The sequence below is a fragment of the Actinoplanes sp. HUAS TT8 genome, from assembly GCF_051380535.1.
Lineage (GTDB): Bacteria > Actinomycetota > Actinomycetes > Mycobacteriales > Micromonosporaceae > Actinoplanes.
On the sequence record NZ_CP195646.1, the window covers coordinates 4,468,772 to 4,481,027 of the forward strand.

Consider the following 12,256-nt stretch of genomic DNA (forward strand, 5'->3'; position numbering starts at 1 on the left):
GACTGGTGACGGCGGCAACGCCCGACAGTTCGCCGAAAGCGATGTCGCCTGGGTCACCCATTGCCGACGCAAGCATTCTGTTGTGTAAGAAATCGGACGGCATCGGCAGGGAACACGGCATTTAGGAATACATTCCCCATCTTGCTGATCAGCCGATCTTCGGATTCCGTCACCGTTCCGGCACGCGGCGCACTCCATTCGAAATCCACAACCGGCTTTCTAGTGTTCCCCAGCGTGATTCTCGAATGTCCGACCACGCGGGCCGAGGCCGAGCGGCGCCTCTCGGCCCTGCACGCCGAATACTCCCGCCCCCTGTTGAGCTATCTGATCGGGCTCACCGGCGGCGAACGGCCGGCCGCCGAGGACCTGCTGCAGGAAACCATGATCCGCGCCTGGAAGAGCCTGGCCGCGGTACCCGACGAGCGCGAGCATGCGCGCCGCTGGCTGTTCACCGTGGCGCGCAACGTCGCCATCGACGCGATCCGGATGCGCCGGGTCCGCCCGGCCGAGACGCCGCTGCTCGACTTCACCCGGCGGCTGATCACGGCCGACAGCACCGAGATGGTCCTCGCCGTCGACACGCTGCTCACCGCGTTCGGCGGATTGAGCCCGGCCCACCGGACGATCCTGGCCGAGTTGTACTTCCAGGGCCGGACCACGGTGGAGACCGCGAACCGGCTCGGCGTGCCGGTCGGCACGGTGAAATCCCGGGCACACTATGCGTTACACATTCTGCGCAGGGCGTTACTGGGCACCGCCTGAATGAACTAAGGCCTTCGCCCACCGTTGTGAGAAGACATGTGGGAGAGCATTCCGGGAGACGACCTGTCCGCCGACGAGAGGGCGTTCTTCGAGGCCTTTCTGTACGCGGCGACGACCGTCCAGCGTGGCGTCGACGCCGACCTGACGTATGAGCAGCAGAAGACGTTGAGCGAGTACACGACCCTGCTCCGGCTCTCCACCGCGCCCGGCCACCGGCTGCGGATCAACGAGCTCGCGGCCGCGTGCAGTCTGTCGCTGAGCCGGATGAGCCGCATCGTCGAGAAGGTGGAAAGGCTGGGCCTGGTCCAGCGCGAGCCGGCGCTCAACGACCGGCGGGGCTGGAACGCGGTGCTCACCGAGGCGGGCGCGGAAGCGGTGCGGCGAGGCGCTCCGACGTACGCGAAAAGCGCCCGTCGTCACGTCCTGGACCGCCTCGACAGCACTCAGGTGACGGCGCTGACCCCGCTGCTGCGAAGGCTCGCCGGGCTGCCCCCGCGGTAGGCCCGGGGTGCCGCCAGTGGCTCTCCCTGGCGCCCCCGCGGCGGGTCGCGTGTGACCGTGATGCACAGAGCGGCCCACCATTTCGAGGAGACCTTCCGATGCGACTCCCGCACCTGATCCTGCAGGCTTTCACCGCGCTCGGCGAATCGCTGTACCCCGGTTACTTCGCCGGCGCCGGATTCCTGTCAGCATGCGCTTACGAGGAGGCGTACGTCCGCGTCGCCTTCGCCGAGATCGTTCGGCGCGAATGGGGCGCCGAAGCACTCCCGAGTACCTCCTGAAAGGCAACATCGCACCATGCTTCGCATTCTGATCGCCGGGGCCGGAATCGCCGGTCTCGCCCTCAAACATCTGCTCGCACAACGCGGGATCGAGGCCGATCTCGTCGAACGCGATCCGGCGCCCCGAGCCGGCGGGACCGGCCTCTACCTGCCCGCCAACGCGGTCCGGGCCCTGCGTGACGTGGGCGTCGAGGCGGCGCTCATTCGCCGCGCCCAACCCGTTCACCAACAAGAGATCCGCGACGTAGGCGGGGAATTGCTCACCGAATTTCCCCTCACCGACATCTGGGGTGAGGTCGGGGCGAGCTACGCGATCCGGCGCGCCGATCTGCACGCCATCCTGCTGGATGCGGTCGGGCCGGGCCAGGTGCGATTCGGGACGCCGTTCGGGTCGACCGACGGATACGACGTGGTCGTGGGTGCGGACGGGATCGACTCGGCCGTACGCCGAAGCGAATTTCCCCTGTCCCGGAAGCACTTTCTCGGTCAGGTGTGCTGGCGTTTCCTCACGCCGTCGGACTCCGTGCCCGCCGGCACCTGGACCGCGCGACTCGGCGACCACGGCCGCACCTTCCTGACCGTGCCCGTCGGGGACGGCGAGGTGTACTGCTTCGCCGCCGTGAACAGCCGGACCGAGCAGGCCCCGGACGGCGACTGGCGGGACCTGTTCCGCGAATTCGGCGGCCCGGTCCCGGAACTGCCGGCCGACCCGCGCGACGCCCATTTCGCCCCGTTGCACGAACTGCGCGGCGACGACTGGGTCCGCGGCAACGTGGTGTTGATCGGTGACGCGGCGCACGCGTGCTCGCCGAGCATGGCTCAAGGCGGGGCGATGGCCCTGGAGGACGCGGTCGTGCTGGCGTCACTGCTGGCCGAGGCGCCGGACCGGGCCGCGGTCCCGGCCGTGCTGGAGAACTACCGGGTTCGGCGGGCGGCCCGCATCCGATTCGTGCTGGAACAGAACCATCGGCGGGATCGCGCCCGCAACCTGCCCGGGCTCGTGCGCAAGGTCGCGTTCCGGCGCTTCGGTCCCGCCATCATCAAGGGCAACCACGCCGCACTCCTGTCCCACCCTCTCTCATCCGAAAGTCGCAGGCGCGGGACCCGCCCTGAGACGGACGTATAGGGCTACCAGGACTTCTACTGTCTAAGTATGACAACGAAAGAGGATGCCTGGACCGGTACGGTCACCAAGAAGTCCCGCGCGATGCTCGACGGCTCCAACCTCTACCGGCGCCTGCAGGTCCGGCTCGACGACGGAAGCCTGCGCGAGATCAAAGTCGATCGGGACCTGTGGAAGGAGCTCGAGGTCGGCGATCTGCTCACCAAAACACCGGGCGAAAACCCGCGCCGATGTGCAGAACCGCCGGCCGGCTCCGACTGACCGCCGAGAACGCCACCCATAAACCCTGAGGACCAGCCATGCGGAAGATCATCTACTGGGTTCACACGTCGGTCGACGGCTTCGTCAACGGCCCCCACGGCGAGTTCGACTGGCCGGTCATGGGCCCGGAGCTGTCCGCCTACTCGGAATCCCTGGACGAGCGCGTCGACACCCTGCTCTTCGGCCGCCCGGTGTGGGAGATGATGGTCGGCTTCTGGCCCGAGGCCGAATCCATCTCCCCGGACCCGCACACCCAGAAGTTCGCCCCGTTCTGGCGGGCCACCCCGAAAATCGTCTTCTCCCGCACATACGCCGGCGACGACTGGACCACCCGCGTCATCCGCGACAACCTGCAAGCCGAGGTCACGGCCCTGAAATCCCAGCCCGGAGCCGACCTGCTGCTGACCGGCGGCGCCACCCTGGCCGCTGCCCTGTCCGAGCTGGGCCTGATCGACGAATACCACGTGGCCGTCCACCCGGTCGTCCTGGGCGGCGGCCTGCGGCTCTTCGGCGAACCCAAGCAGCGCCTCAACCTGAAGACCACCGGCTCCCAGCTGCTCGACACCCAGATCACCGTGACCAGCTACGTCCCGCGCTGACCCACCCCGAGGCCGCGGCCAAACGCCCCACCGGCGCCACGCCGCGGCCCACCCTCCGTGACCCGCCGCAGGCCCACACACCGCCGGTCATCCCACCGGCCGCAACCGACCCGACCCACGGCAGGCACGCCCCGCCCGACGCGCCACAGCCCAATTCGGCGACCCGGCGCGGACTCACACCGCGCGACGCGCCATAGCCCACGCCCCGTGACCTACCGCAGGCCACGCCACAGTGCCGCGCCCAGGCGCTCGCGGTCTACACCCCCGCGTTGCCGCAATCAAAGGCCCGCAACCTGCACCCCGCGACGGCCCGCTCAAGAGCCGCCGGCCCGTGGCGGCCCGCTCAAGTGTCGGCAGCCCGGGGCTGCGTGCTCAGAGGCCCGCGGCGCGCACCTCGGTGTGCAGGCTCTGCGCGGCCTCGATCAGCTCCGAGAGGCCTCGCGCCGCCGAGGTCAGCGTCACGTAGACGTGGTCGACGCCGACCGCGGCCAGCGCCGCGATGTCCTCCACGAGCTGCTTGACGCTGCCCGTGTACGGCTGCCGCCCCTCCGAAGGCACCTCCTCCAGGCTGCGGATGCCCAGCTGGAAGACGCAGCTGACCTCGGACGGATCCCGCCCACCGGCCGCGGCCTGCGCCCGGATCCCGGCGAGGATCTCCCCGACCCGCTGCGGCGGAACACCGGTCGGCAGCCAGCCGTCGCCCCGGCGGGCGATCCGCCCCAGCGCCGTCTTGTTCGACCCGGCCAGGAAGATCGGAATCCGCCGGGCCGGCTTCGGGTTCACCCGGCTCGGCGCCAGCCGGTACCGATCGTTCTCGAACGACACCGGATCCGGCCCCCACACCGCCGCGGCGTAGTCCAGGAACTCGTCGAGCGCCTTCCCCCGCTCCCCGATCGGCCGCGGTGCGGTAGCCGCGAACTCGTCGATCGACCAGCCACTGCCCAGCCCGGCAATCACCCGCCCACCGCTGGCCGCGTCCAGCGCCGCCAGGCTCCGCGCGAGCCGGAACGGCAGATGCAGCCCGGGCACGAGCACACTGGTACCGAGCTCGACCCGGCTCGTCACCGCCGCCGCCAGACTCAGCGTGACCAGTGCGTCCGTGGTGTGCGCGTAGCTTTCCGGCCACGCCAGGTCCGGCACCCCGTAGAGCCCGTGCGCCCCGCTGGTGTCCTCCGGCGCGAGGATCCGCTCATACGCCCACAGGCTGTCGAACCCGATCTCCTCGGCCGCCCGCGCGAACTCCGTCACGTCCCGCGCGAGGTCGTACCTATTGGTCTGTGGAAGATTCACGCCCAGCCGCATGGCCTGCAGCCTAACCGTCTCCAGATCCATTGAGGAGCATGAGGTTAGCCCAGCTCACACCTACCAACCACCCGGATGATCACCCATCCTCTCTTCCGCCGATCCCTCCCCGACACACCGCCCGAGCACGCCTCCGCACCCACGCCACCCCGACCCAGCACGCCTCCGCACCCACACCACCCCGACAATCCACCGCCACCCGGCACACGCCAGGCCCAGTGGCTCTACCCGGCTCTACTCGGTGGACCGCAGCAACGGCACCTTCAGCCGCGACCCGAGCTCCTCGAACGAGATCCCGAACGTCTCCCGGACCGCGACTCCGCCCGCCGTGATCACAAACGTCGCCAGGTCCGTGTAGACCCGGTTCACGCACCCCAGCCCGGTCAACGGATACGTGCACTCGGGCACCAGCTTCGGCGTCCCGTCCTTGGTGAACAGCGTCATCATCACGTACACACTCTTCGCCCCGACCGCGAGATCCATCGCCCCGCCGACGGCCGGGATCGCATCCGGTTCGCCGGTGTGCCAGTTGGCCAGATCGCCACGCGCGGAGACCTGGAACGCGCCGAGCACACACACGTCCAGATGGCCGCCGCGCATCATCGCGAACGAGTCGGCATGGTGGAAATACGCCGACCCGGGCAGCTCGGTCACCGGCACCTTGCCCGCGTTGATCAGATCCGGGTCGATTTGCTCACCGGTCGCGGCCGGACCCATGTTGAGCATCCCGTTCTCGGTGTGCAGCACGATGCCCGCGTCGGCCGGAAGGTGATCGGCCACCAGGGTCGGCTGACCGATCCCGAGGTTCACGAACGAGCCGGCCTCGATGTCCCGGGCAACCAACGCTGCCATCTCATGCTTGTTCAGGCTCATACCGCCACCACCCGGTCGACGTAGATGCTCGGGGTCACGACCACTTCGGGGTCGAGCTCACCGGTCTCGACCACCTGGCTGACCTGCACGATCACCAGCTTGCCGGCGGTCGCCATGACCGGACCGAAGTTGCGGGCCGTCTTGCGGTAGATCAGGTTGCCCATCCGATCCGACCGGTACGCCCCGATCAGCGCGACGTCGCCCTTGATCGGGTACTCCAACACGTACGTCCGCCCGTCGATCTCGCGGGTCTCCTTGCCCTCGGCCAGGGGCGTGCCGACCGCGGTCGGGCAGTAGAACGCCCCGATCCCGGCGCCGGCCGCCCGCATCCGCTCGGCCAGGTTGCCCTGCGGGACGACCTCGAGCTCGATCTTGCCGGCCCGGTAGAGCCCGTCGAACACCCAGGAATCCGACTGCCGCGGGAACGAGCAGATCATCTTCCGCACCCGGCCCTTGGCCAGCAGCGCGGCCAGGCCGGTGTCCCCGTTGCCGGCGTTGTTGGACACCACCGTGAGGTCGGTGGCGCCCTGCTCGATCAGCGCGTCGATGAGCTGCACGGGCATCCCGGCCAGCCCGAACCCGCCGATCAGGACGGTCGAGCCGTCCTCGATCCCGGCGACGGCCTCGGCCGTACTGTCGCAGATCTTGACGGCGCTCATGCCACGTTCTCCAACACGACGGCGAGCGCCTGACCGACGCCGATGCAGATGGCGGCGACACCGTAGCGGCCGCCGGACTCGGTGAGCCGCGCGGCGAGCGTGCCCAGGATCCGGCCGCCGGACGCGCCGAGCGGGTGCCCGATGGCGATCGCGCCGCCCTTGGCGTTGACGATCTCCGGGTCGATGCCCCACGCATCCACGCAGGCCAGCGACTGGACCGCGAACGCCTCGTTCAGCTCGACGGCGGAGACGTCGGCCCAGGTGATGCCGGCCCGGGCCAGGGCCCGGTCGGCCGCCTCGACCGGCGCGTAGCCGAACATCACCGGGTCGACCGCGGCGACCCCTCGGCCGGCGACGCGGGCGATCGGCGCTGATCCGATCCGGTCGGCGGCGGCCTCGGAGCCGAGCAGGACCGCCGACGCGCCGTCGTTCAGCGGCGACGCGTTCCCGGCGGTGATCGTCCCGTCGGGGCGGAACGACGGCTTCAGCTTCGCCAGTTTCTCGGCGCTGCTGCCCGGCCGGATGCCCTCGTCACGAGCGAGGTCGCCCACGGCCACCGTCAGGTCGTCGTAGAAACCGGCGTCCCAGGCCGCCGCGGCCAGGTTGTGCGAGCGGGCGGCGAACTCGTCCTGCCGCTCGCGGGAGATGCCGAACTTGTCCCCGAGCAGCTCGTTGCACTCGCCCAGGGAGATGGTCCACTCCTTGGGCATGTTCTCGTTGACCAGCCGCCAGCCCAGCGTGGTCGACACCGCAGTCATGTTGCCGGCCGGGAACGCGCGCGACGGTTTCGGCAGCACCCAGGGCGCACGGGTCATCGACTCGACGCCACCGGCCACCACGACGTCGGCGTCGCCGGACTCGATGGTGCGGGAGGCGATGATCGCGGCGTCCAGCGAGGAGCCGCAGAGCCTGTTCACGGTGTTGGCCGGCACGGAGACGGGGAGGCCGGCGAGGAGCACGGCCATGCGGCCGACGTTACGGTTGTCCTCTCCGGCCTGGTTCGCACAACCCCACACGACGTCACCGATCGCGGCCGGGTCCAGGTCGGGGGCCTTTTTCAACACGCCCTGGAGGGCGGCCGCGGCCAGATCGTCCGGACGGCTCTCGGCAAGGGCGCCGCCGAACCGCCCGAACGGGGTCCGGGCCGCGGCGTAGAGGTACGCGGAAGTCATGCCACCAACCTAGGCCGAGCACACCGATCGTGGCCAATACTGAATAACGCACGATTGATAGCCTCAATGCATGGAACTCAGGCACCTGCGTTCGTTCGCGGCGCTCGCCGAGGAGCGGCACTTCGGCCGGGCCGCGGAGCGCCTGCACCTCGCCCAACCGGCATTGTCGCAGCAGATCAAGCAGCTTGAACGGGAGTTCGGCGTCGAGCTGTTCACCCGCACCACGCGGCGGGTCGAGCTGACCGAGGCCGGTGTGCGCTTCGCCGAGCACGCGCGCGGGGTGCTCGGTTCGGTCGAGCGCGCCGCCACCGACATGTCGATGGTCGCGTCGGGGCACGCCGGTCGCGTGTCGGTCGGCTTCATCGGCACCGCCACCTATGATCTGCTGCCCCAGGCCACCCGCGAGGTGCGCCGCCTGCTCCCGGAGGTTCGCCTGGAGCTGCACGGCGAGTCGCTCAGCCCGGCTCTGCTGGACGGCTTGCTCGACGGCACGTACGACCTGGTCGTCCTGCGTCCCGACGGCGTCGCCCGCCCGGAGCTGGACGTCCGCGTGCTGCGCACCGAGCGCCTGATCGCGGTCCTGCCGGACTGGCACGATCTGGCCGACCGCGAGAGCATCGACCTGGCCGAGCTGGCCGGCGACCCGTTCGTCATGCATTTCTCCGGCCATCGCTCGTCGATGCACGAGCACGTGCTGGCCGCGTGCGCCGCCGCCGGTTTCCAGCCGTCCTCGATCATGGAGGTCGGCGAGACGGCCACACTCGTCGTCTTCGTCGCCGCCGGCCTGGGCGTCGCCCTGGTCCCCGAGGCGGTCCGCAGCCTGGATCTGGAGGGTGTCGAGTACGTACTGATAAATGATGCCCCGACGATCGATCTGGCCATCGCCACCCGAGCCGGGGAGACATCGCCGGCGGTTCGTCAGGTGGCCGACATCGTCGTACGCTGCTCGTCGTGACCCCGCCCCGGCGGCTGGTCCGGTTCAGCACGACCGGCCTGCCCACCGCCCGGCGCATCGAGCTGTGGGAGGACCACAACCGGGATGCGCTGATCGGCCTGCGCTGCCGTGTGCTCGGCGAGCAGCCGTTCGACGGCACCGAGCTGAACCTGCGGCTGGACCGGATCCAGCTGGCCCGCGTGCACGGCAATTCGCACGTCGTCGAGCGGCCGGCCGAGGTGATCCGGAAGAACCCGGCCGACGCGATCGCGGTCTACCTGGCGATCCGGGGCGAGGCCTTCTTCTATCACGACGACGGCGTGTTCACCCTGCATCCGGGGCAGGCGCTGGTCTGCGACGCGGACCGGCCGTTCATGCGCGGCTTCTCCCGCGGGCTGGAGGAGCTCGCGATCAAGGTGCCGCGGGCGACGTTTCGCGAGGTGACCGGGCTCGACGCGCTGCATGCGCCGCTGGTCTCCGAGGGCGACGTCGCGGCGCGCACGCTGGCCCGGCTGACCGATCGTGCCCTGCGCCTGGACGAGGCCGACGAGGAGACCATGCTGCACCTGCTGACCAGCCTGACCGGTCGCAGTCCGGCCGATCCGGGGCGGGTGCACCTGGCCAACGCGCGCGCCTTCATTGAGGACCATCTGACCGATTCCGGTCTGAACGCGCTGCGGGTCGCGGCCGGCATCGGGATCAGTGAGCGGCATCTGTCCAGGGCGTTCGCTTCGACAGGCAAGAGCCTTCCGCAGTACGTGTTGGGCCGCCGCCTGGAACGGGCCCGCGCGTTGCTGCTGGCGGCGCCGGGCACCAGCGTCGCCGAGGCGGCCACCCGGTGCGGCTTCGGTTCGGCCACCTACTTCTCCCAGGCGTTCCGCGCGCACTTCGGGATCACCGCCGCGGACGTACGCCGTACGTCGCCATCTTTTTGATCTTGAAGTTTCCGCCACACTTTCGGATTTCCGCCGTGTTTCTTCTTCGGGGCTTGCTCTGCCCCTGGGGCCGACCTCCACACTTGCCGGGACCGCAGGCGTGGAGGAGGCAAGCCATGGTGGTGACCACCGATGTTCTCGTCGTGGGCTCGGGCCCGGCCGGTGCGGGCGCGGCTCTGCTGCTGTCCACGCTCGGCATCCCGAACATCATGATCACGAAGTATCGCTGGACGGCGAACACACCCCGGGCGCACATCACCAACCAGCGCGCGATGGAGGTCTTCCGCGACGCCGGCATCGAGCAGCAGGTCCTGGCCGACGCGACCCCGCATCATCTGATGGGCGACACCGTCTTCTGCACCGCGATCGCCGGTGAGGAGATCGGCCGCATCCTCACCTGGGGCACGCATCCGGGCCGGCACGGGGACTATGAGCTGGCCTCGCCCTGCCTGCCGGTCGACATCCCGCAGACCTATCTGGAGCCGATCCTGGTCCGCAACGCCACCGAGCGAGGCACCCGGACCCTGTTCTCCACCGAATATCTACGCCTTAAGCAGGACGATGACGGCGTCGACGTGCTGGTCCGCGACCGGGTGACCGGTCAGGAATACACGATCCGCGCGAAATATGTGATCGGCGCCGACGGTGCGCGCTCCCAGGTGGCCGAGGATCTGGGGCTGCCGATGGAGGGCGCGATGGACATCGCCGGGTCGATGAACATCAACTTCAAAGCAGACCTTTCGGCGTACGTGGGGAAGCGCCCCTCAGTGCTGTACTGGGTGATTCAGCCGGGGTCCAACGTCGGCGGCATCGGCGCCGGCCTGGTCCGCATGGTCCGGCCGTGGGACGAATGGCTGATCGTCTGGGGCTATGACATCGCCCAGCCACCACCGGTCGTCGACGAGGCCGCCGCGGTCGCGATCGTCCGTGGCCTGCTCGGCCTGCCCGACATCGACGTGGAGATCACCGGCACCTCGTTGTGGGGCAACAACGAGATGTATGCGACCCGGCTGCACCAGGGACGGGTGTTCTGCGCCGGCGACGCCGTGCACCGGCACCCGCCGTCCAACGGTCTCGGGTCCAACACCTCGATCCAGGACTCCTACAACCTGGCCTGGAAACTCGCCGCGGTGCTGCGCGGGCAGGCCGATCCCGCCCTGCTGGAGACGTATACGACCGAGCGCGCCCCGGTCGCCGAGCAGATCGTCACCCGGGCCAACAAGTCGAGCCGCGAGTTCGTCCAGTTCTTCGAGGTCCTGGGCCTGCTCGACGCGAAGGATGAGACCGAGATGGCCGCCCGCATCGAGGAGCGGAAGGCGAACACCCCGGCGGGCGCGGCGAAACGGGCCGCCCTGGTGTCCGCGATGGAGCTCAAACACTACGAGTTCAACGCGCACGGCGTCGAGCTCGGCCAGTTCTACGAGTCGGCCGCGATCGTCCCCGACGGCTCGTCGCGCCCCGCACCGGCGCGGGATCCGGAGTTGTTCTACGAGCCCTCCACGGTCCCCGGCGCGCGGCTGCCGCACGTGTGGGTCGGCGACGCCCACGACCGCGTCTCGACCCTCGACCTGGCCCCGATGACCCGGTTCACCCTGCTCACCGGCATCGCCGGCGAGGCCTGGACAGCCGCCGCGGAGAAGGTCGCCCAGGATCTCGGCGTCCCGGTGGAGACTGTGGTGATCGGCCCCGGCCGGGCGGTCACCGATCTGTACTACGACTGGGCCCGCGTCCGCGAGGTCGAGGAGGACGGGGCGATCCTCGTCCGGCCGGACAAACACATCGGCTGGCGCTCGATGCGGCTGCCGGCCGATCCGCACCAGGCCCTGCGCGACGCGCTGGCCACGATCCTGGGACGACGAGCATGAACTTCACCCACGAGACCCTGCCGCAGCGCGTGGTCTTCGCCACCGGCCAGGCGTTCGAACGCCTGCCCGACGAGGTCGCCCGCCTCGGCGAACGACCATTGGTGATCTCCACCCGGGCCGAGGAGGTGCTGCCCGGCGCGGCCCGGTTCCGCGAGGTGGCGATGCACGTTCCGGTCGAGGTCGCGGCCCGCGCCCGGGACGCCGCGGAGAAACACGACGTGCTGGTCAGCGTCGGTGGCGGGTCGGCCACCGGGCTGGCCAAGGCGGTCGCGCTGACCACCGGCCTGCCGATCGTCGCGGTGCCGACCACGTTCGCCGGGTCCGAGGCCACCAACGTCTGGGGCCTGACCGAGAACGGTCAGAAGACCACCGGCTCGGATCCGCGCGTCCTGCCGCGGACGATCGTCTACGACGCCGCGCTGACCCGATCCCTGCCCGACGACCTGACCGTCGCCTCCGGGTTGAACGCCCTCGCGCACTGCGTCGACTCGATGTGGGCGCCACGCGCCGACCCGATCAACCAGGCGCTCGCGCTGGAGGGCATCCGGGCACTGCGGGCCGGCCTGCCCCGACACGATCTGGAGGGCCGGGAGCAGACGCTCTTCGGGGCCTACCTGGCCGGGGTGGCGTTCGCGTCGGCCGGTTCGGGGCTGCATCACAAGATCTGCCACGTGCTCGGCGGGATGTTCAACCTGCCGCACGCCCAGACCCACGCGGTGGTCCTGCCGTATGTGACGGCGCTGAACATCTCCGGGGTTCCGCCGCACATCGCCGAGGTCCTGGCCGGGCTGAGCGACCTGCGGGACGAGGTCGGCGCGCCGCGGGCGCTGCGCGACTACGGCTTCCGCGAGACCGACATCCCGGCCGCGGTCACCGCGATCCTGCCGGTCGTGCCGCCCGGCAACCCGGTGCCGGTCACCGCCGAAACCCTGACCGAACTGCTGCACCACGCGTGGGCCGGAGAGGAACCGAAATGAGCGACTTCCTAC

At 69.9% G+C, this 12,256-nt stretch carries 14 protein-coding genes; 10 read left to right on the forward strand and 4 right to left on the reverse strand.

Annotated elements, in window-relative coordinates; all coding sequences use genetic code 11:
* Window positions 1–234: 234 nt before the first annotated feature.
* The 6 genes from ACSHV8_RS20130 (at window position 235) to ACSHV8_RS20155 (ending at window position 3,527) form a co-directional block, all read left to right on the forward strand.
* Complete coding sequence (locus tag ACSHV8_RS20130; protein WP_436535269.1) at window positions 235–762, forward strand: sigma-70 family RNA polymerase sigma factor; 528 nt, start codon at window positions 235–237, stop codon at window positions 760–762.
* Between the two features lie 36 nt (window positions 763–798).
* Complete coding sequence (locus tag ACSHV8_RS20135) at window positions 799–1,263, forward strand: MarR family winged helix-turn-helix transcriptional regulator (RefSeq protein WP_436535270.1); 465 nt, start codon at window positions 799–801, stop codon at window positions 1,261–1,263.
* Window positions 1,264–1,361: 98 nt separating this feature from the next.
* Window positions 1,362–1,544, forward strand: a complete 183-nt coding sequence (locus tag ACSHV8_RS20140) for a hypothetical protein (RefSeq protein ID WP_436535271.1) — start codon at window positions 1,362–1,364, stop codon at window positions 1,542–1,544.
* Window positions 1,545–1,560: 16 nt separating this feature from the next.
* Complete coding sequence (locus ACSHV8_RS20145; protein ID WP_436535272.1) at window positions 1,561–2,670, forward strand: FAD-dependent monooxygenase; 1,110 nt, start codon at window positions 1,561–1,563, stop codon at window positions 2,668–2,670.
* Between the two features lie 27 nt (window positions 2,671–2,697).
* On the forward strand, window positions 2,698–2,928 hold the full coding sequence (locus ACSHV8_RS20150; RefSeq protein ID WP_436535273.1) for a DUF7489 domain-containing protein: 231 nt from the start codon (window positions 2,698–2,700) through the stop codon (window positions 2,926–2,928).
* Window positions 2,929–2,966: 38 nt separating this feature from the next.
* Window positions 2,967–3,527: a dihydrofolate reductase family protein gene (locus ACSHV8_RS20155; protein ID WP_436535274.1), complete on the forward strand. Its 561-nt coding sequence runs from the start codon at window positions 2,967–2,969 to the stop codon at window positions 3,525–3,527.
* 372 nt (window positions 3,528–3,899) lie between these two features.
* Here ACSHV8_RS20155 and ACSHV8_RS20160 read toward each other — a convergent pair whose 3' ends face one another.
* The 4 genes from ACSHV8_RS20160 to ACSHV8_RS20175 form a co-directional block, all read right to left on the reverse strand.
* The gene (locus ACSHV8_RS20160) at window positions 3,900–4,829 is read right to left on the reverse strand and encodes a TIGR03619 family F420-dependent LLM class oxidoreductase (protein WP_436535275.1); all 930 of its coding nucleotides are present in this window, start codon (window positions 4,827–4,829) and stop codon (window positions 3,900–3,902) included.
* A gap of 234 nt (window positions 4,830–5,063) precedes the next feature.
* Window positions 5,064–5,681, reverse strand: a complete 618-nt coding sequence (locus tag ACSHV8_RS20165) for a 3-oxoacid CoA-transferase subunit B (RefSeq protein ID WP_436535276.1) — start codon at window positions 5,679–5,681, stop codon at window positions 5,064–5,066.
* A 17-nt stretch (window positions 5,682–5,698) separates the two neighbouring features.
* The gene (locus tag ACSHV8_RS20170; protein ID WP_436535277.1) at window positions 5,699–6,361 is read right to left on the reverse strand and encodes a 3-oxoacid CoA-transferase subunit A; all 663 of its coding nucleotides are present in this window, start codon (window positions 6,359–6,361) and stop codon (window positions 5,699–5,701) included.
* The gene (locus tag ACSHV8_RS20175; RefSeq protein ID WP_436535278.1) at window positions 6,358–7,533 is read right to left on the reverse strand and encodes a thiolase family protein; all 1,176 of its coding nucleotides are present in this window, start codon (window positions 7,531–7,533) and stop codon (window positions 6,358–6,360) included. The genes ACSHV8_RS20170 and ACSHV8_RS20175 overlap by 4 nt, the downstream gene beginning before the upstream one ends.
* A 70-nt stretch (window positions 7,534–7,603) precedes the next feature.
* On the opposite strand from ACSHV8_RS20175, the gene ACSHV8_RS20180 reads away from it, so the two are divergent.
* The 4 genes from ACSHV8_RS20180 (at window position 7,604) to ACSHV8_RS20195 (ending at window position 12,244) form a co-directional block, all read left to right on the forward strand.
* Window positions 7,604–8,488 carry a LysR substrate-binding domain-containing protein gene (locus tag ACSHV8_RS20180; protein WP_436535279.1) on the forward strand — a complete coding sequence of 295 codons (885 nt, stop codon included), beginning with the start codon at window positions 7,604–7,606 and terminating at the stop codon, window positions 8,486–8,488.
* Window positions 8,485–9,402, forward strand: coding sequence for a helix-turn-helix domain-containing protein (locus ACSHV8_RS20185; RefSeq protein WP_436535280.1), 918 nt, complete (start codon window positions 8,485–8,487; stop codon window positions 9,400–9,402). The genes ACSHV8_RS20180 and ACSHV8_RS20185 overlap by 4 nt, the downstream gene beginning before the upstream one ends.
* Window positions 9,403–9,518: 116 nt before the next feature.
* Window positions 9,519–11,267: an FAD-dependent oxidoreductase gene (locus tag ACSHV8_RS20190; protein ID WP_436535281.1), complete on the forward strand. Its 1,749-nt coding sequence runs from the start codon at window positions 9,519–9,521 to the stop codon at window positions 11,265–11,267.
* The gene (locus tag ACSHV8_RS20195) at window positions 11,264–12,244 is read left to right on the forward strand and encodes a maleylacetate reductase (RefSeq protein WP_436535282.1); all 981 of its coding nucleotides are present in this window, start codon (window positions 11,264–11,266) and stop codon (window positions 12,242–12,244) included. The genes ACSHV8_RS20190 and ACSHV8_RS20195 overlap by 4 nt, the downstream gene beginning before the upstream one ends.
* The last annotated feature ends 12 nt before the right edge of the window (window positions 12,245–12,256 follow it).

Excerpts from the sequence above, each read along its gene's own strand:
- ACSHV8_RS20170 (WP_436535277.1), bottom strand. The coding sequence starts at position 6,361 with ATGAGCGCCGTCAAGATCTGCGACAGTACGGCCGAGGCCGTCGCCGGG.
- ACSHV8_RS20165 (WP_436535276.1), bottom strand. The coding sequence starts at position 5,681 with ATGGCAGCGTTGGTTGCCCGGGACATCGAGGCCGGCTCGTTCGTGAAC.
- ACSHV8_RS20195 (WP_436535282.1), top strand. The coding sequence starts at position 11,264 with ATGAACTTCACCCACGAGACCCTGCCGCAGCGCGTGGTCTTCGCCACC.
- ACSHV8_RS20160 (WP_436535275.1), bottom strand. The coding sequence starts at position 4,829 with ATGCGGCTGGGCGTGAATCTTCCACAGACCAATAGGTACGACCTCGCG.
- ACSHV8_RS20175 (WP_436535278.1), bottom strand. The coding sequence starts at position 7,533 with ATGACTTCCGCGTACCTCTACGCCGCGGCCCGGACCCCGTTCGGGCGG.
- ACSHV8_RS20135 (WP_436535270.1), top strand. The coding sequence starts at position 799 with ATGTGGGAGAGCATTCCGGGAGACGACCTGTCCGCCGACGAGAGGGCG.
- ACSHV8_RS20155 (WP_436535274.1), top strand. The coding sequence starts at position 2,967 with ATGCGGAAGATCATCTACTGGGTTCACACGTCGGTCGACGGCTTCGTC.
- ACSHV8_RS20180 (WP_436535279.1), top strand. The coding sequence starts at position 7,604 with ATGGAACTCAGGCACCTGCGTTCGTTCGCGGCGCTCGCCGAGGAGCGG.
- ACSHV8_RS20140 (WP_436535271.1), top strand. The coding sequence starts at position 1,362 with ATGCGACTCCCGCACCTGATCCTGCAGGCTTTCACCGCGCTCGGCGAA.
- ACSHV8_RS20150 (WP_436535273.1), top strand. The coding sequence starts at position 2,698 with ATGACAACGAAAGAGGATGCCTGGACCGGTACGGTCACCAAGAAGTCC.
- ACSHV8_RS20190 (WP_436535281.1), top strand. The coding sequence starts at position 9,519 with ATGGTGGTGACCACCGATGTTCTCGTCGTGGGCTCGGGCCCGGCCGGT.
- ACSHV8_RS20145 (WP_436535272.1), top strand. The coding sequence starts at position 1,561 with ATGCTTCGCATTCTGATCGCCGGGGCCGGAATCGCCGGTCTCGCCCTC.